At 57.8% G+C, this 17,773-nt stretch carries 12 protein-coding genes; 11 read left to right on the plus strand and 1 reads right to left on the minus strand.

Translation table 11 applies throughout. The features are described from left to right. The first annotated feature begins 60 nt into the window (after positions 1–60). On the plus strand, positions 61–2,079 hold the full coding sequence (locus ACZ0AJ_RS17610) for an alpha/beta hydrolase family protein (protein ID WP_499455779.1): 2,019 nt from the start codon (positions 61–63) through the stop codon (positions 2,077–2,079). A gap of 15 nt (positions 2,080–2,094) precedes the next feature. On the opposite strand, the gene tssK is transcribed toward ACZ0AJ_RS17610, so the two are convergent. After that, positions 2,095–3,426 (minus strand): type VI secretion system baseplate subunit TssK, encoded by a 1,332-nt coding sequence (gene tssK, locus ACZ0AJ_RS17615; protein WP_499455780.1) that lies wholly within the window; start codon positions 3,424–3,426, stop codon positions 2,095–2,097. Positions 3,427–3,622: 196 nt separating this feature from the next. Here tssK and tssE point away from each other — a divergent pair, with 196 nt between their 5' ends. From tssE to ACZ0AJ_RS17665, 10 genes are all read left to right on the plus strand, one after another. Further along, a complete protein-coding gene (tssE, locus tag ACZ0AJ_RS17620; RefSeq protein ID WP_499455781.1) occupies positions 3,623–4,105 on the plus strand; it encodes a type VI secretion system baseplate subunit TssE in 483 nt (160 codons plus the stop codon). A 20-nt stretch (positions 4,106–4,125) separates the two neighbouring features. After that, positions 4,126–5,967: a type VI secretion system baseplate subunit TssF gene (gene tssF / locus ACZ0AJ_RS17625; RefSeq protein ID WP_499455782.1), complete on the plus strand. Its 1,842-nt coding sequence runs from the start codon at positions 4,126–4,128 to the stop codon at positions 5,965–5,967. Beyond that, the gene (gene tssG, locus ACZ0AJ_RS17630) at positions 5,931–7,037 is read left to right on the plus strand and encodes a type VI secretion system baseplate subunit TssG (RefSeq protein WP_499455783.1); all 1,107 of its coding nucleotides are present in this window, start codon (positions 5,931–5,933) and stop codon (positions 7,035–7,037) included. The genes tssF and tssG overlap by 37 nt, the downstream gene beginning before the upstream one ends. Positions 7,038–7,086: 49 nt before the next feature. Then, complete coding sequence (locus ACZ0AJ_RS17635; protein ID WP_499455784.1) at positions 7,087–9,771, plus strand: type VI secretion system Vgr family protein; 2,685 nt, start codon at positions 7,087–7,089, stop codon at positions 9,769–9,771. Beyond that, positions 9,768–11,597, plus strand: a complete 1,830-nt coding sequence (locus ACZ0AJ_RS17640; protein WP_499455785.1) for an esterase/lipase family protein — start codon at positions 9,768–9,770, stop codon at positions 11,595–11,597. Before ACZ0AJ_RS17635 ends, ACZ0AJ_RS17640 begins: the two co-directional genes overlap by 4 nt. Before the next feature lie 110 nt (positions 11,598–11,707). Beyond that, positions 11,708–12,745 (plus strand): T6SS immunity protein Tli4 family protein, encoded by a 1,038-nt coding sequence (locus tag ACZ0AJ_RS17645; RefSeq protein ID WP_499455786.1) that lies wholly within the window; start codon positions 11,708–11,710, stop codon positions 12,743–12,745. Positions 12,746–12,776: 31 nt separating this feature from the next. Next, positions 12,777–13,034, plus strand: coding sequence for a PAAR domain-containing protein (locus tag ACZ0AJ_RS17650; RefSeq protein WP_499455787.1), 258 nt, complete (start codon positions 12,777–12,779; stop codon positions 13,032–13,034). Between the two features lie 99 nt (positions 13,035–13,133). Then, positions 13,134–14,762, plus strand: a complete 1,629-nt coding sequence (locus tag ACZ0AJ_RS17655) for a tetratricopeptide repeat protein (RefSeq protein WP_499455788.1) — start codon at positions 13,134–13,136, stop codon at positions 14,760–14,762. 42 nt (positions 14,763–14,804) lie between these two features. Beyond that, the gene (locus ACZ0AJ_RS17660) at positions 14,805–16,433 is read left to right on the plus strand and encodes a tetratricopeptide repeat protein (RefSeq protein WP_499455789.1); all 1,629 of its coding nucleotides are present in this window, start codon (positions 14,805–14,807) and stop codon (positions 16,431–16,433) included. Between the two features lie 42 nt (positions 16,434–16,475). After that, positions 16,476–17,552 (plus strand): SEL1-like repeat protein, encoded by a 1,077-nt coding sequence (locus ACZ0AJ_RS17665; protein ID WP_499455790.1) that lies wholly within the window; start codon positions 16,476–16,478, stop codon positions 17,550–17,552. The last annotated feature ends 221 nt before the right edge of the window (positions 17,553–17,773 follow it).

Here is a 17,773-nt window from a genome sequence, read left to right on the forward strand (position 1 = left end):
TCTGGGCCGCGCCAACATAGGCCGAACCATATAAACACCAAGCATTTCACGGAAAACTTCATGTCTGCATTTACCCGCGTGCTGGCGAGGGCTACCTTCGCTGCGCTCGTCCTCGTCGCTTCGCCACTGACCCTCGCACAAACCCCGCCAGCCCCGCCACCCGTCTCGGCCTTCTTTGGCAACGCGCCGTTCGGCGACGCCAGGCTCTCGCCAAGCGGCCGCCATCTGGCCGTGCGCGCCAGCGCGCCGGGCAAGCGCGACTTTTTGACGGTCATCGACCTGGACACCAACAGCGCCAAGATCGTCGCCCATTACAACGACGCCGATGTCCGCAATTTTTACTGGATCAACGACCGGCGCCTGGTGTTCGACACGCATGACAAAGGCGTCGGTCCGGGCGACCAGCGCTTCATGCCCGGCATGTACGCGGTCGACTTCGACGGCGGCCGGTTCATTGAACTGGCCAGCCGTAACCTCATCAACAAGGTCACCGGCACGCGCATCGTGCGCCGGCTGCTGCCGCCGTCGAGCCAGATGGCCGGCAACACGCCATGGGTCGACTCGGATGACACCTACGCGCTGGCGCCAGTCGGCGACACCCGCAATGAACTGAGCCATGTCGACCTGCTCCAGGTGAACACCGTGTCGGGCCAGTTCAAAACGGTGCCGCGCCCCGGCGCCACGCGCGGCTGGCTGCTCGACCACAAGGGCGAACCGCGCCTGGCGATCACCTACAAGGACCTGACCACGACACTGCAGTATCTGGATCCGGCCACCGGCAAGTGGCGCGAATTGACCAGTTTCCCGGCATTCAAGGAAACCGCCGCGACGATCGAACCGGTGGCCTTCGGGCCGACCGGCACGCTGTTCGTGACGGCGCGCGGCAAGGCCGGAACGACCGCCATGCACACCTTCGATGTGAACACCGGCAAGCTCGATCCGCAACCGCTGCTGTCGGCGCCCGGCTACGATATCGATGGCGAGCTGGTGATCAACCGCGACAAGGTACTGGGCATGCAGTTCCGCACCGATGCGGTATCGAATGAATGGTTCGACGCCGGCATGAAGGCGATCCAGCAGGACGTCGACAAGCTGCTCCCGACGACGGTCAACCTGATGTCGGTGCCGGCCCGGGGTGACTCGCCCCTGCTCGTGGTCACCGCCTATTCGGATGTGGTGGCGCCGGTGTTTTTCTTGTACAACAGCAAAACCAAGTCGCTGAACAAGGTCGGCGAAGCGCAGCCAAGCATCGATCCGACGCAGATGGGGCGCCAGCAGTTCTTGCGCTACAAGGCGCGCGATGGCCTGGACATCCCTGCCCTGCTCACCCTGCCACCGGGCACCAGGCGCACCGGCCTGCCGCTGGTGGTGATGGTCCATGGCGGCCCCTGGGTGCGCGGCAAATCCTGGGGCTGGGCCCCCGATTCGCAATTTCTGGCCACGCGCGGCTACGCCGTGCTCGAACCCGAATTTCGTGGCAGCACGGGTTTCGGGTCCAACCATGAACGTGCCGGCTACAAGCAATGGGGCCTGGCCATGCAGAACGACATCGCCGACGGTGTACGCTGGGTCGTCGACAAGGGGCTGGTCGACCCCAAGCGCGTCTGCATCGCTGGGGCCAGTTACGGCGGCTATTCGACGCTGATGGGACTCGTCAACGATCCGGAGATGTTCCGCTGCGGTATCAGCTTTGTCGGCGTGACCGACATCGGCCTGCTGTTTGACAATGGCGCGCATTTCAGCAGCGACATGTCACGCGACGTCAAGCAGCACAGCCTGCCGGAACGGATCGGCGACCCGGTCAAGGATGCCGACCAGTTCAAGGCCACGTCACCGCTGCAGCAGGCGGCGCGCATCACCCAGCCGCTGCTGCTGGCCTACGGCGGCGTCGACCGGCGCGTGCCGATCAACCATGGCACCGCGCTGCGCAACGCCGTCATGCGCACCAACAAGCAGGTGGAATGGATCGAGTACCCGGAAGAAGGCCACGGCTGGGCGCTGGAAAAGAACCGCATCGATTTCTGGGGACGGGTCGAGAAGTTCCTCGACAAGAATATCGGCAGCGGGGCGGTGCGCTGACATCGCGGTGGTTGACTAGAGCACCACGACCAGGTCGATTTTCAGTCCCGGGATCCCGTCCGGCGCATATACCGCCAGCACGCCTGCCTCGAGTGCCTTGTCGTACAGGGGATTTTTGGTGGACAGCGAAAAATAGTAGGTGTTGGGCCGCACCGGGATCGCCGGGGGCACTTGCGGCATGTGCGCGATCGGTATGCCTGACAATGCTGACCCGATAATACTTTCCATATTCTCGGGCGCAGCGACCTTGAGCCGGATCGGCACCGTCGCCACCAGGTCAAGGCCCGCCATATCGGCAGTAATCGCCAGATAAAGCTGGCTTTGTTTCGTGACCTTGGCCGGATCCAGGATCGCCTGCGAGAATGTGCGCCGGCTCTTGTCGGCCACAAACGGGATGATGAGATAGTTGGTGCCGATCGCCGTATCGACCAGGTCGCGCAACAACGCGTCGAGCTCGGCGAATGCTTCGCCCATCGCCTCGTGGCGGTAGGCGGGCAGGTCGGCTGTTTTGTAGCGATCTGAAAAGGTCATCAGTCCGCCCGCGGCGGCAAGCATTTGCCGGAACATCACCTCGGGATGAAACCCGGGCGACCTGGCGCAGTGCATCAGCAGCGCATTGGCCGTGCTCAGGATGTTGAGCATCCACCACGACGAGATATCGCCCGCGCCGGCTTCGTACATGCTGTTGTTCGTCATGCGGTGCGTGCGCTGGAGCGATTCGATCTTCGTCGTGATCACACTGCTCAAGCCATCGAGCATGCGCACCAGGCCTGGCGCTGCGCCCACCGTGACGCTCGGCGGAATGAACTCCGGCACCAGCTCGAAGCCTCCTTCCGCTACCCGCCGCAGCCGCACCACCGGAATGCTGGCACGCGCCCCATGCGGCTCGACCTGCAGCAACAGCCGCACCTGCTTTTTAAGAAAGGGCACCTCGATCGCCAGCGCGTCACTGAACAGGTCAGTGGTATCCAGGTCGCAGCGCACGTAGCGGCTGTTGTCGTCGGCGTTGCCCCCATGCGGCTTGACCAGGGCAAGGGCTGCGTAGAACGTGAATGATTCTTCCTCCGGCGGCAGGCGCGTGAGATCGACCGGCTCGGGCAGCAGGTCGGCGCCGGGCGCTTCGACGATGTCTCCGTCGGGATAGATGAGAGACATCGTGTTCGCGCTCAGGCGGTTGTGTCCCAATCCGTCCACATTCCACGTCACCTTGCACACCCCCCAACAGTACGGATTGAGGGCGGAAGCGATGCGCTGGAGGCGGGTTTCGTGATAGAGATCCTGACGCTGAAAGTGCTGCGGCCCCAGCGTCAAGCCTTCCGACCACAGGACCTTCGATGTTGCGCTCATGGTTCCTCCCATTGAAGTTTCGCTGGACACATTCTCGGAAGGATGGCGTCGCGCCTGAAGCGCAATATTGATTTCGCGCAGCCAGGCAGCGTATCGATCAACCAGTGCATTCCCTTGTGACGGCGCAACGTTGCTGAGATTCACGATCCGACAATGGCTGCCGTGGGTGTTGTCCCGCTTTGACGAGAGGAGCGCGATGCGCGGCTTTACTTCGGGTCTGTTCGACCGCCTGGACGACACTGGTGAGCCCCCATCGGGTAACCGGCGCAACGCCCATGCGCGCTCTGTCGAGCATGCGCTGCGCAGCGTCACGCGCGATCTGCAGGCGTTGCTCAATACGCGCTGCGGCGTGCATCAGGCGTCGTTCAGCCCGCTCCCGACGGTATCGGGCTCCATCCTGAACTATGGCCTGATCGACTTCGCCGGTATGTGCATGAACAGCGATACGGACCAGCAGGAAATCTGCAAGGCCGTCCAGCTGGCCATCCAGCGCCATGAACCCCGGCTGCACAAGGTCCTCGTGTCACTGCGGGGCGCCAAGAGCGCCAGGGGCACCATCAACCGCGTGGAATTCGTGATCACTGCGCAGCTGAAACATGCGTCGATGCCCGAGGCGATGTCGTTCAATGCGGTATTTCGCCCCTCGCTCCAGCAGTATTCGATCGAAGGTGCCAACTAGAGGGCGCAATCGCTGATCCCATGGACGAATTGTTGACAAAGTACGAGCGCGAACTCGTCATTCTCAGGTCGCTGTGCAGGGAATATGCCCAGCGCTATCCCAAGGTTGCCGCCAGGCTGCAAATGGGTGGCGATACCTGCGACGATCCGCATGTCGAACGCCTGATACAGAGCACGGCCCTGCTCAGCGCGCGCGTGTCGAAGCGACTGGACGACTCGTATCCCGAATTTACTGAAGCCCTGCTCAACCTGCTCTATCCCCACTACCTGCGCCCGTTTCCGTCGTGCGCAATCGTGCGCGTTTCCAGCACACTCGATCGCCCGGACACGATCCCCGCCATGCCGCGCGGGACGTTGCTGGAATCGAAGCCAGTCCACGGCGTGGCATGCCGCTTCAAGACCATCCACGACGTCACACCGTCGCCTGTCGCACTGCGCACCGCCAGTTTCGAGACCATCATTCAGGCGCCGGTCGCAACACGCCTGCCGGACGACGTCACATCGTCGCTGACGCTGACATTCGGCGCCGCCGGATGGGGCCCGCTGCCGGCGCCGAATGCGGCGACTGTGCTGCGCGTGTATGCCGATGGCGATGCCTCGTTCTGCGCCACGCTGCGCGACGCGCTCTTCATGCACACGGTGGCGGCGTATGTTCAGCTTGACGAGGACGGCCCGTGGGAACGGTTACCTTGCATACCGATCGCACCTGCCGGATTTGCCCCTGACGATGCCCTGATTCCGTTCGACGCCCGCTCGCATGGGGCTTACCGCATTCTTGCCGAGTATTTCGCCTTTCCCGAGAAGTTCAATTTTTTCGACATCGATATTCCCTTGCTGCTGGCACGTGTACCTGCTGGCTGCCCCAGTGTCACGTTACGCCTGGGTCTTGCCGGCATCCGGCCCGACGCCGACAAGGCGCGCATGCTCGCCGGCTTGTCGACACAGCATCTGGTACAAGGTTGCACGCCCGTCGTCAATCTGTTCCAGCAGCCTGGCGTGCCGATCACGTACGACCAGCGAGCGGCCGACTACACCCTTCTGGCGCACGCCAATTTTCCGCAGGCATATGAGGTGTATTCGGTCGATGCGGTGCACCTGGTGCGCCAGAACGGCAACGACACGTCGATCACGGCATTCCAGCCGTTCTATGCGCTTCGGCACGGCGCACAATACGCCAGCGAGCAAGGACGCTACTGGTTCCTGCGGCACGACGAGACGCTTGCCTTGTGCAGTCCGGGCCATGAAAAATCGATCACGCTCGTCGGCGCCGATTGCGACCCGTTCGAGATCGAGAGAAATATCCTGTCGGTTGAACTGAGCTGCACCAACCGCGATCTGCCCTGCTCACTGGCCATCGGTGCGCCTGAAGGCGACCTGTTCATCCCGGGCGCAACACGCAACGCAGCGATCCGCATGGTGCGCAGGCCAACCCGCCCTGCCCGCTTGACGAATGACGCAGGCATGCACTGGCGCCTGATCTCGCACCTGGCGCTGAACCATCATTCCCTGATGGACGACGGTGTTCACGGCCTGCGCGAAATGCTGTCCCTCTACGACCTGGCCTCGTCGTCGGTCTCGCGGCGGCAAATCCGCGGCATCATCGCGCTCGACCAGCAGGACACCACGGCCTGGATCAGGCACAGGAACGGCACATCGCTGGTGCACGGCCTTGAAGTGCGCGTCACGCTCGACGAAGAAGCGTATGCCGGCGCCGGCCTGCATCTGTTCGTCCAGGTTCTGCACCAGTTCTTCGCGCTGTACGTGCAGCTAAACAGCTTCGTCGAACTGGTCGCCCTCTCGCAGCAAAGCGGAAAGGAGCTGATCCGATGCGCCCCACGAAGCGGAAGCATGAGCCTGCTGTAATCGCCCTGCTCCTGGCCGAGCCATACCGGTTCAGCTTCACCCAGCTCGTCAGCATCCTGCTACGCGCGCTGCAGCGCCATGGCATCGGCCGCGAACGCGCCTTGCGCACCGTGCTGTCGTTTCGCAACAGCCTGTCGCTGTCGTTTCCTGCCAGCGAAATCGAAGCGCTCGACGTCGAGCCGGCAACACAGGATCCACTTGGTGCGCTGCGCTCGGGAACATTGCGCCGCGTCCGGATCACGCCCGCATTCATCGGCCTGCTCGGCGCCAGTGGCACCCTGCCGGTGCACGATACCGAACGGATCGCAGCGCGCAAGTCGCTTGGGGACGATGCCAGCCAGCGCGAACTGCTCGATGTCATGTCGACCCGGTTGATCGGCCTGTTTTATGAAGCGTCGGTCAAGTACCGGGTCGAACACGACCTGGCCATCGGCGACGGGGACCGGTTGCTGCCGATGATGACTGCCTTGGCAGGCACGTGCCCGCCAAGGGCCGCAAGCGCCGGGCAACCAGTCAGGCACGTCAGGCAGGACACCGCAGCCTGTTTCGCCGGGCTGCTTCGCACCCGCCCGGTGGCGGCCGGCACGGTCGAACAGGTGTTGAGCAGCTACTTCAACGTGCCGGTCAGACTCGAACAATTCGTCGGCCGCTGGGATCCGGTTCCTGAAAACCGGCGCAGCACATTGGGCGTCACCAAGCCCGTACTCGGCATCAGCACGCCGCTGGGCATGCGCCTGTGGCGACATGACATCTGCGCGCGTCTGCATGTCGGGCCACTGGACGAAGCGCAAGCGCGCAGTTTTCTTCCCGGCGGCACGGCGCTGGCGGCACTGCGGGAAATGACAAGGATGTTTGCAGTGCCGACCTTGCACTACGAACTACGGTTGCTGCTTGCACCGCCTGCCATCAAGCAGCTTACCTTGAGCACGAGGACGCCAGCACGTCAGCTTGGGTGGAATACGTTTCTTACCGCGACACCAGGTATCGCGGATCGTCCCGACGTCCGGTTGATGCTGCAGACCTCGATGACTCGAAAAAGAGACAGACAGGAAAACGGTGACGTGGCTTAAAAAACGGCGTTGATGCCAGTCAATTGAGGCTGCGTGACGGCGGGCTAACGTGGTCGCTGACCATGTCGATTATTTCAACTGCGGCCGTGCAGCGGCCATCGGGAGCAACGCAATGGGCGAGAGCCAGACCATCGCAGCCGGCGCCGCACTATCGGCATTTTGCGGCAATTCGCAGCACAACCGGCTGATGCGACTGGACTTTCCTTTCGAGGATGGACCGCCCGCGATTTTGCTGCCAAATAAACTGGTCGCCCACGAGGAAGTCTCACGCGGATTCCGGTTCGAGGTCGACGTCCTGTCGGACGACCCGCGCATCCCGCTCAAGATGCTGATGGGCCGGATGGTCACGATTTCCCTGGTGCGCCAGGACGGCTCGCTGCGTTACTTCAACGGGTACATCACGCAACTGTCGTTCTTGCGTGCCGATGGCGGCTTTGCCTTTTACCGGATGGTGCTCGAGCCCTGGCTTGCCTTCGCGCGACTGCGCAAGGACAACGTGTCGTTCCATGGCAAGAGCGTGCAGCAGATCACCGAAGAAACGCTCAAGCACTACCGCCAGGCCGACTGGCACATGCATGTGTTCGAAGAAGATCCGCCACTGACCGTTGCCAATCAATATAACGAGACCGACTACAACCACCTGCACCGCCGTTGGGAAGCGCGGGGCATGCATTACTGGTACGAACACCGCTTTGACGGTCACAAGCTCATGCTCTCCGACAAGAGCTTCCATAACGAGCCGATCGACGCCACCAGCTATGACGACGTGGACGTCATCGCGTTCCACGACAAGAGCGGCTCGCTCGAAGATGACGGCATTCACCTGTGGAGTGCGAGCCGGCGCCTCGGCTCCGGCACGACCACGCTGGCCAGCGTCGACTACAAGAATCCCGGCGCGCAGCACGCCACCGGCTACTCCGCCAACCGGCAAGGTGACATAGTCGCCTACGAAGTGTACGAAGACAGCGGCGCCTACGGCTTTCGCATGCGCAGCGATGGCGAACGGCTCGCAACGCAGCGCATGGTGGAGCAGGACAAGGATACGCAAACGTTCGATGCCACCAGCAATGCCCGCAGCGTCCAGCCGGGGCGCACCTTCAAACTCGGTGGGCATTTCAGCGCCGAGCCGCGCTCGCTGGACTACGACCCCGAACCGCGCCGTGGCATTGGTGACCGCAGCTACCTGATCCTGTCTGTCGAGCACGAAGCGACCAACAACTACCAGGCTGGCGCGGGCGCCCCGTCGCACTACGAAAACCGGTTTACCTGCATTAACAGGGACATCCGCTGGCGGCCGGGTCGCGACTTCAACAGCGAGCCAGGCGCCTACATGGGCTTGCACACGGCGACAGTCGTCGGTCCGGCTGGCGCCGACATCCACACCGATGGTTTCGGCCGGGTCAAGCTGCAATTTCACTGGGACCGGCTGGGCCAGCACGACGAAAACAGCTCGCCATGGATTCGGGTGCTGAGCCCGGCTGCGGGGAAGGAGTTTGGCCACATCCGCCTGCCGCGCGTCGGCGAAGAAGTCGCCGTTGTCTATCCGAACGGGAATATCGACCATCCACTGATATTGGGCGCGCTCTACAACGGCACACACATGCCGCCATGGGCGCTGCCCGCGCAATCGGCCCTGGCAGGCTTGCGCAGCCGCGAGCTCGGCGGTGGTGCACGCGGTAACCACCTGGTGCTGGATGACACGAAAGAGATGATCCAGGCGCAGCTGAAGAGCGATCACCAGTGCAGTCAGCTGTCGCTCGGGCATATCACGCGGATCGAGGACAACGCCGGGCGCAAGGATGCACGCGGGGAAGGCTGGGAACTGACGACCAATGCATGGGGCGTTGCCCGCGCTGCCAACGGCATGCTCATCACAACCGAAGCCAGGATGAACGCAGTAGCCCATGCCAAGGACTTGGGCGAGACGGCTCAGCGGCTAGCATCAGCGGCACAAATTCAGAAACAACTGGCCTATATGGCGCTCGAACAGGAGGCACAAGAAAGTGGCCAGCAGGACGAAGCCGCCGACGACATCGAGGCTCAAAATTCAGCGATTCGAGGGGAGACCAGAGGTTCGATGCCCGAGCTCTCGGAGCCGCACCTGATTTTAGCGAGCCCCGCTGGCATCGAGCTGACGAGCGCCCAATCGACTCACATCGCCAGCGAACGTCACACCATGATCACAAGTGGCAAGAGCCTCTCGATCGCCAGCGCCAATGGTGTATTCGCCAGCGTCGGCAAGACCTTCAGACTGTTCGTTCATAAAGCTGGAATGAAACTGATAGCAGCTGCTGGCCAAGTGTCAGTGCACGCGCGAAGTGACAACGTGGAAATCATCGCCAACAAGGTGCTTGAACTGCTCAGCGAGACTGAGTGGGTGAATATTCGCGGCAAGAAAGGCGTGCGGCTGCATGGCGTCAACAATATGGTCGAGATCGGCGAAAAAGTTCAATTTTTTACCTCTGCGCCGGTGCTGTTTCACGGAAATCTGGAAACGCTGCCAGCGAAAAGCGTTTCTCAGGCTTTCAACGAACGCTCGTCCGACTACCAGTTCGACCAAGAGGTTAATTTCGTCGACGGCAACATGAAACCTGAAAAGAATATCTCTTACGAACTCTTACGCGACGATGGCACGGTTACAAACGGCAAAACCCCCGCCAACGGGAGCACCGAATTGCAGAAAGCAGGTAGCTTCGATTTCTACACGATCCGCTACAAAGGTGAACTACCATGAGCGACCAATCAGCACTCAACGAGCGCGGCAATCATCAAGGCGAATTCACGCAGGGCATTGGCGGATGGGCCGAATATACGGTCCACATGACACCAACGTCGGACACTGCCCGTCATGACGTGAAGCTTCCACCACGCAAAGTAATACCAGTGATTTTTTTGCCAGGTGTGATGGGTAGTAATCTTCGGCTAAGTAAAGCCCGACAGAACGCATTAAACCGACCAGATAACCGCTCCTGGCGCCCTGATGACATGGTAGGTACAAAAGGGGCTAGCACCGCGTTGAGTGGCACTGGTTTAGCTGGATGGTACAAAAATGCTACCCCGGCACAGCGCCAACTGATGTTAGATCAGAACGAAACCGAGGTCGAATATTACCGCTATACCGAGAGCAAGGATCGCTTCGATCCAGATGGGGCGGAAACGCTCGCAGCGGACCAACGACATCAGAACGTTCCCGACGATCTTGAAGCGATCCCGCCCCTCATCGGTGCGCGCAGGATCGCAGGCTGGAGGCCTGGACGCCAATCAACAGGGAAAAGGCGTGAATCAGCGGCACAGGTCGCAAGATGGCGCGGCTGGAGTGAAGTGTTGTTCGCCGGCGCCTACGGTCAGATGTTGAAAGCGGTTGAGCTCCACCTTAATAATATGGTCAGAGGTGACGCTGCCAATCCGATGTGGAAGCCATTCTTCGCTGATCCAACTACTTTCGGGGCAGTGGAAGCTAGCGCCCCATTAACCGAATACGATCTGAAGAAAATTTCAGCCTGCTGGTATCCGGTTCATGCAATGGGCTACAACTATTTGAGAAGCAATGGGGTGTCCGCACGCGAAATTGCGGAGCGCATACGTGGATTGACCAAGGGATATCAAAAACGAGGCTTCAAGTGTGATGAAGTGATCATCGTAACGCACAGCATGGGAGGGCTTCTCGCGCGTGCGCTCATTCATCCGAAATATGGGAATCTACTAGATGATGCATCGGTCAAGGTATTGGGCATGTACCACAATGTCATGCCGACCATGGGGGCCGCTGCGTCTTACAAACGAATGCGATTCGGCTTCTTAGAGGGAGCAGGTATGGTCGCGGAGACCTCGGCAAAGGTTCTAGGCATCAACGGTGAAAATGCTACTGCCATACTTGCAAACGCACCTGCAGCTCTGGAGCTATTTCCCGGGTCTGCTTACGGAAAAGGCTGGCTGAAGGTAATAGATGGATCAGGACGCGAGTTATGGAGCTTACCCGATAGCGGAGAAAGCCCTTTGAGAAGCATTTATATGCAGCCGCCGGATAAGTGGTGGCGGCTGCTGAATCCAGACTGGGTCAATCCTGCCCGTTTGAATGAAAAACAGGGAGGCGGCATTAATTCTGTCGTTGATCGTGTCAGAAAAGCTGCCGAGTTTATTGAAGACATCAGAGCCACTTTTCACCCAAGTAATTGTTACGGCAGCTTCTGTTTATCGTCAGAACGTCCATCTTACGGTGAGATTGTCTTTAAGGTAATGGAGCGTGAAGTGTGGGATTCGCGAAATATCGAATTGCCCGCTGCCCAAAGTTGGACTCTACTCAGCGACGATGGGACAGGAACACTCAAAGTGCAGGCCGGTACACGCATCCTTACACTCGTCTTGCAGCCTCCGATAGCGCCAGGAGACGAGACGGTCCCAGCCACTCGCTCAGCTAAAAAAATAGCCGGGAAATTGTTTGTACATGGTGAGAGTAAAGGCAAGAGCTATGAACACCAGAATAGCTTTGCAGACCATAACGTTCTCTCGTCTTTGTTGTACTCAATCGCTCAGATCGCCAAGACCGCAAAATGGGAGTGAATGTGAAAATCATGCGGCACTCGAAGTTCCTCGCTACTGCGACTACCATAATGATTGTGCTGGGATCTTCGTCTGGAGAATCACGAACCTATTCCTACAAGGAGACCGCCGTGCCCGAACAAGTAAAGCTCACTCCACGCCTGCAATCCATGTTTAATAAAACAAAAATTTTTTGTTTCGGCCGCTACGCGATTGAGGTGCCGTACGAAGCCCAGTTTGTTGCAGGAAGCTTTGCCTTACCATCTGATATCGTTACAGTTACGGGCGGATTGGATGAGGCAAAAATTCGTGTTGCAGAAAGAATAAGGAAGCTGAAGTCAGAAGAGCCAACCTCAGAAATTACTTTTAACGGACCAGGCCCGACAGAAAATAGCTGGCAAATACGCTATTTCGAAGACAAATATAAGAAGGAGCGCAACGCACTTTTTTTCGACACATATGTTAGTAAAGATAAGGTGACATTTATTCTTGGAGACTCAGTATCACAAAATGAATCTGAAAGCACCGTGATAAACCGACAACTCATGCGGGCGAAATATTTACAGCTACGAGCAATCGATGAAGTACCGACGGAATCCGGCTTTTGTGTCGATCATGGATTCATACCCAATAATAATTATGACCTTCAGGAAATAGTTAGCATTGGAATTTATCTACCAAGCCTCCCAGACGTGGCCTTCTCAGTCGGATCTAACAAAGATGCTTACGCTGATTATGAAAAATCCAGATTTGAGCAAATGAAGCGAGATGAATTGCCCCTACTTGCCCGCATCACGCATGCACAAAATATTCAAGGTGCTTCTTACCCTCCTCGTGATGTTCTACGTGAAGGAAAACGTGACGTACAACATTGGAAAGGCGAAGAATCATTAATTCGCAGGTCTGATGGCACCCATGATTTCGAGTGGGCATTCGTCGGTACGCCGGGAGATGTGGCAAACCCATCAGAATTCCATGCCGCCATGTTCACGAAAGTCGAACATAATATGGTAGGGGCGGCGAAAAAGGCTTCAGTCACCGATGACGAAGCTATAGCAATTTGGGACAAGTTTCTCTCTGCACTTAAATTCAGGGTCAAGGTGCCTGGCGCGCCCGAAGACTCCTATTATTTTCCCAAACCGCAAGCGGATACAACTGATCAAAAATAACGACACCACCAAACCATCTTCAGGAATAAATATGAAACACGAAGGCCGTGGCGTCATTCGCCTGAATGATAAGACAGATCATGGCGGCAAAGTCACCAGTGCCTCATCGAAGACGAAGGTAATGGGTATTGCCGCAGCTATCGAGGGCGACATGACGTTTTGTCCGGCATGCAGAGGAAACTTTCCAATCAAGCCGGATGGCGCGGGAGCGAAGCACAAGGGCAAATCATATGCTTACGAGGGCGATGTCACCGAATGCGGTGCGCACTTGATCAGCACATTGAAGTGATCAGGTTAACCTTGGGAAAAAAAGAATTTTCAAGCCTATAAAAGGGTTCCTATTACCACCCCAAGATAATCGTAGCGCCACACTAAGACTGAGCTAATAATGAAATTGCCTATTGCTCGTAAGCTGCTCTACTCCCTACTGACTGGACTCTTCATACTTTTCTCTTTCAAGGCATATACCATGGTGAACAACCAATATAAAACTAACCAAGACCTCCCCCGCAATGAAGAATTATCCCTTTTTAATCCCCATCGTCCAAGTTTCACTTGTGCAATTGAAGCAGATAAAGTCCCGCCAATTGATGCACAAGCCGAAAAATGGTTCCTCGAAGCGCAGACACTAGACGATCCAGACGCATGGGAAGAAGACCGCGACTACAAGAAGATCGTCCAATTGACACGTAATGCTGCGGACAGGCGCCATTGGAAAGCCATGCTCAACTTGGCTACGCTTTACCTAGAGAATCGCGATCCGCCGCATGGAGAAATGGACGCGATTGCTCTGGTAGAGAAAGCGATGCGTCTTGGTATTCCGGCTGCATATGACCGGATGGGCACCTACTACATGACTGGCGTCGGTGTTCCTGGCGACGCCACCAGAGCTTACGCATTCTGGCAAAGAGCAGCAGAGATGGGAAGTCCGCACGCGATGGCTTACCTCGGCGATAAACTGGCCGCGACATGGGACAGCCCCCGCGATGGATTTTGGGCGAACCTACCCGTCGCAACTAAAATGCTGGAATGTGCACTCGCTCAGGGTTATGGCCCGGCAGCCTATACGTTGGCTTTTCTTCAATCCTGGCCGTTAAAAACTGATGGAACAATTGCCGAATCTAGAACTGCGGCAACAAGATCACATGCATTACGCACTCTACACGAAGGTGTTAAATTCGGTTGCTCCAACTGCGCGCGAGGCATTTCCGGAGAGTTCCGCAACCCACAGGACTTGTCCGACATGCTCGTTCCACATCTCGATCAAGCCCGATCCGAGCGCTATGCCGTACTTCACGACGCCCTTGATCTTAATCCACTGCTGCGCTTTCCTAACCTTGACAAGGTGCTTCCATTACCGCCCGCACCGCTCTTGCCGTGGAATGGCGACAAACAGACTCTCATCGATGCCGCGAAAGGCACGACAAATCGACCCTCGGAGCTAAAATCAAGCGCTGCCTCTCAACGGCAAGGCCGGTACTACCTTGATGCCACATATGATTTGATCCTGAGCGAAGACAAGGCAAGGGGAACCGAAGCGCCATTCGCAGGATACTGGCAAGCCACCGCGCCATCCGAGTCGGCGCAGGTGCAGACCTGGCTCGAAGACATTCCGCCAGGCCTGTACCAGCCGGGAGAGGCGTTCGACCTGCCGCGATATCCGCAAGGAATGGGGAGCAGAGCCATCCCGGAGCTAATGTGGCAGCGTTTCCTCACAGTTCGCCACGACCATGGCGTAGTCAACCCAGTCGCCGCTACCGGGATGACGCGCAAAGTCATACGTACAGAACCGCAATGGTCCTGCAATGCGCTCAAGACGTGTCCGGTCACTAGCACGTGGCAACCTTGGCTTTCAACAGAACACCCACTGCATCAAGTCGTCAACCAACCGTGGCGCCAGGCCTGGGCGGTCGCCGAGCAACCGTTTCCGCAGTTTGTAGATGGCAGCTACCTTCCCTTCGATCCGGATGAGCTGACCTGGCATCTGATGGACAGCGCTGCACTGAAGCTGGGTTGACCGGGAAAAGCTCCCACTTCTCAATGAGACATCGAGCTGCCAATGACATTACCTCTGCTTCGCAAGATCGCATACGGCCTGCTGACGGTGGCTTTCCTGGTCTGCTCTTTCAACGCATTAAGCATTGTACGAGACCAATACAAAGCAACCCAAGCCCTGCCCCGCAACGAAAAACTGCCCCTCTTTAATCCGCACCGCTCTAGTTTCACTTGCCAGATTGAAGCAACTAAGGCGCCGCCCGTCGATGCACGAGCTGATAGCTCGTTCCTCGAAGCGCAAGCTCTCGACGACCCTAGCGCTTGGGAAGAAGACCGCGACTATGGGAGGATCGTACAGTTGACACGCCAAGCAGCCGACAGACACCACTGGAAAGCCATGCTTAACCTTGCCACCCTATACCTAGAGAACCGCGATCCGCCCCGTGGGCAAGTCGAGGCGCTAGTGCTCGTGGAGGAAGCGATGAGGCTCGGTGTTCCCGCTGCTTATGATCGCATGGGGACTTACTACATGCATGGCGTTGGCATGCCGGGAGACGCGACGAAAGCGTTCGCATTCTGGCAGCGAGCAGCCGAGATGGGAAATCCGCACGCAATGGGCTACCTAGGCGACAAGTTGGCGGCAACATGGAACAGTCCGCGAGACGGATTTTGGGCTAACATCCCTGTCGCGACAAAAATGCTTGAGTGCTCTTTGGCCCAAGGATATGGTCCTGCAGCATATAGTTTATATTACCTCCAGGCATGGCCACGTACCAGCGACGGAACTCGTTCCGGTCCCCAAAAAACTGAAACCAAAGCACTGGCACTTAGAACGTTACATCAGGGTGTAAAACACGGCTGTTCCGATTGCGCAAGAACGCTAACTATAGAATTCGGAGACCCGGACGACTTGGCAGACATGCTTGCCCCACATCTCGATAATGCACGTTCGAAGCGCTATCTAGTACTCCATAACGCCCTCGATCTTAATCCATTACTGCGTTTCCCCAACCTCGACAAGGTGCTCCCCTTACCACCTGCACCACTTCCCCCGTGGGATGGCGATAAACAAACGCTTATTGATGCCGCGAAAGGCGCGACAAATCGACCATCGGAAATAAAATCAAGCGCTGCCTCTCAACGGCAAGGCCGGTACTACCTTGATGCCACATATGATTTGATCCTGAGCGAAGACAAGGCAAGGAGAACCGAAGCGCCATTCGCAGGATACTGGCAAGCCATCGCGCCATCCAAGTCGGCGCAGGTGCAGACCTGGCTTGAAGATATTCCGCCAGGCCTGTACCAGCCGGGAGAGGCGTTCGACCTGCCGCGATATCCGCAAGGAATGGGGAGCAGAGCCATCCCGGAGCTAACGTGGCAGCGTTTCCTCACAGTCCGCCACGACGATGGCGTAGTTAACCCAGTCGCCGCTACCGGCATGACGCGCGAAGTCATACGCACACAACCGCAACGGTCCTGCAATGCACTCAAGACGTGTCCGGTCACTGGCACGTGGCAACCTTGTCTTTCAACAGAACACCCACTGCATCAAGTCGTCAACCAACCGTGGCGCCAGGCCTGGGTGGTCGCCGAGGAACCGTTTCCGCAGTTTGTAGATGGCAGCTACCTTCCCTTCGATCCGGATGAATTGACATGGCATCTGATGGATAGCGCTGCACCAAACCTGGGTTGACCGGGAAAAGCTCTCACCCCTCAACGAGACATCGAGCTGCCAATGAGATTACCTCTGCTTCGCAAGATCACATACGGCCTGCTGACGGTGGCTTTCTTGGTTTGCTCTTTCAACGCATTAAGCATCGTACGAGACCAATACAAGGCAACCCAAGCACTGCCCCGCAACGAAAAACTGCCCCTCTTTAATCCGCACCGCCCTAGCTTCACTTGCCAGATTGAAGCAACCAAGGTGCCGCCCGTCGATGCACAGGCCGAATTATGGTTCCAGGAAGCCCAGTCGCTGGACGATCTAGATGCATGGGAAGAAGACCGCGACTACAAAAAAATTGTTCAGTTGACGCGTCAAGCTGCGGAACGTCATCACTGGAAAGCGATGCTCAACTTGGCCAGCCTTTATCTGGAAAATCGCGATCTCCCCCATGGCGAATCCGACGCACTAGTTCTGGTCGAGCAGGCGATGCGGCTCGGCGTTCCTGCCGCCTATGATCGAATGGGCACCTTTTATTTGAACAATGTCGGCGTGGCTGGTGACGCTACCAAGGCATATTCATTCTGGCAAAAGGCGGCCGAGATGGGTAATCCACAGGCAATGGCCTATCTCGGCAATATGACCTCCGCAACGTGGGATAGCCCGATCGATGGATTCTGGGCCAACATCCCGGTTGCGACCAAGATGCTGGAGTGTGCGTTGCTTCAAGGCTATGGCCCTGCTGCATATAAATTAGCAAACCTTCGAGGAAAACCACGTGCATCAAACGGTAAAATCTCAGGGCCACGAACAGCTGAGACTAAAGCGCTAGCATTAGCGACTTTGCACGGCGGAGTAAGCCTCGGCTGCTCGGATTGCGCGCGAAGTCTGTCCGTCGAGTTCCGCAACCCACACGACTTAGCTGATATGCTCGTTCCACATCTCGATGAAGCCCGATCCGAGCGCTATGCTGTACTTCACAACGCTCTCGAGCTTAATCCCTTGCTGCGCTTTCCCAACCTCGACAAGGTACTCCCCTTACCGCCTGCACGGCTCTCGCCGTGGGATGGCGACAAACAAACGCTCATTGATACTGCAAAAGGCGTGACAAGTCGACCATCAGAGCCGAAATCAAGCGCTGCCCCTTAATGGTAAGGCCGGCACTACCTTGATGCCGCATATGACTCGATCACGAGCGAAGACAAAGCAAAATGAACCGAAGCGTCATTCGCAGGAAATCAACCGGGAGAAGCGTTCGACCTGTCGCGATGTCCGCAACGAATGAGGAGCAGAGCCATCCACTCGCTCTTTCGAGGAAGTGACCGCCATGTTGCAAGACCTTGCCCAACCACGGCGGCACTGGGCAAAAA

The organism is Telluria sp. AC161 (assembly GCF_979258535.1).

Bases quoted from the DNA above. Each gene is read 5' to 3' on its own strand.
- ACZ0AJ_RS17610 (WP_499455779.1), top strand. From the start codon at position 61: ATGTCTGCATTTACCCGCGTGCTGGCGAGGGCTACCTTCGCTGCGCTC.
- tssK (WP_499455780.1), bottom strand. From the start codon at position 3,426: ATGAGCGCAACATCGAAGGTCCTGTGGTCGGAAGGCTTGACGCTGGGG.
- tssE (WP_499455781.1), top strand. From the start codon at position 3,623: ATGCGCGGCTTTACTTCGGGTCTGTTCGACCGCCTGGACGACACTGGT.
- tssF (WP_499455782.1), top strand. From the start codon at position 4,126: ATGGACGAATTGTTGACAAAGTACGAGCGCGAACTCGTCATTCTCAGG.
- tssG (WP_499455783.1), top strand. From the start codon at position 5,931: ATGCGCCCCACGAAGCGGAAGCATGAGCCTGCTGTAATCGCCCTGCTC.
- ACZ0AJ_RS17640 (WP_499455785.1), top strand. From the start codon at position 9,768: ATGAGCGACCAATCAGCACTCAACGAGCGCGGCAATCATCAAGGCGAA.
- ACZ0AJ_RS17650 (WP_499455787.1), top strand. From the start codon at position 12,777: ATGAAACACGAAGGCCGTGGCGTCATTCGCCTGAATGATAAGACAGAT.
- ACZ0AJ_RS17655 (WP_499455788.1), top strand. From the start codon at position 13,134: ATGAAATTGCCTATTGCTCGTAAGCTGCTCTACTCCCTACTGACTGGA.
- ACZ0AJ_RS17660 (WP_499455789.1), top strand. From the start codon at position 14,805: ATGACATTACCTCTGCTTCGCAAGATCGCATACGGCCTGCTGACGGTG.
- ACZ0AJ_RS17665 (WP_499455790.1), top strand. From the start codon at position 16,476: ATGAGATTACCTCTGCTTCGCAAGATCACATACGGCCTGCTGACGGTG.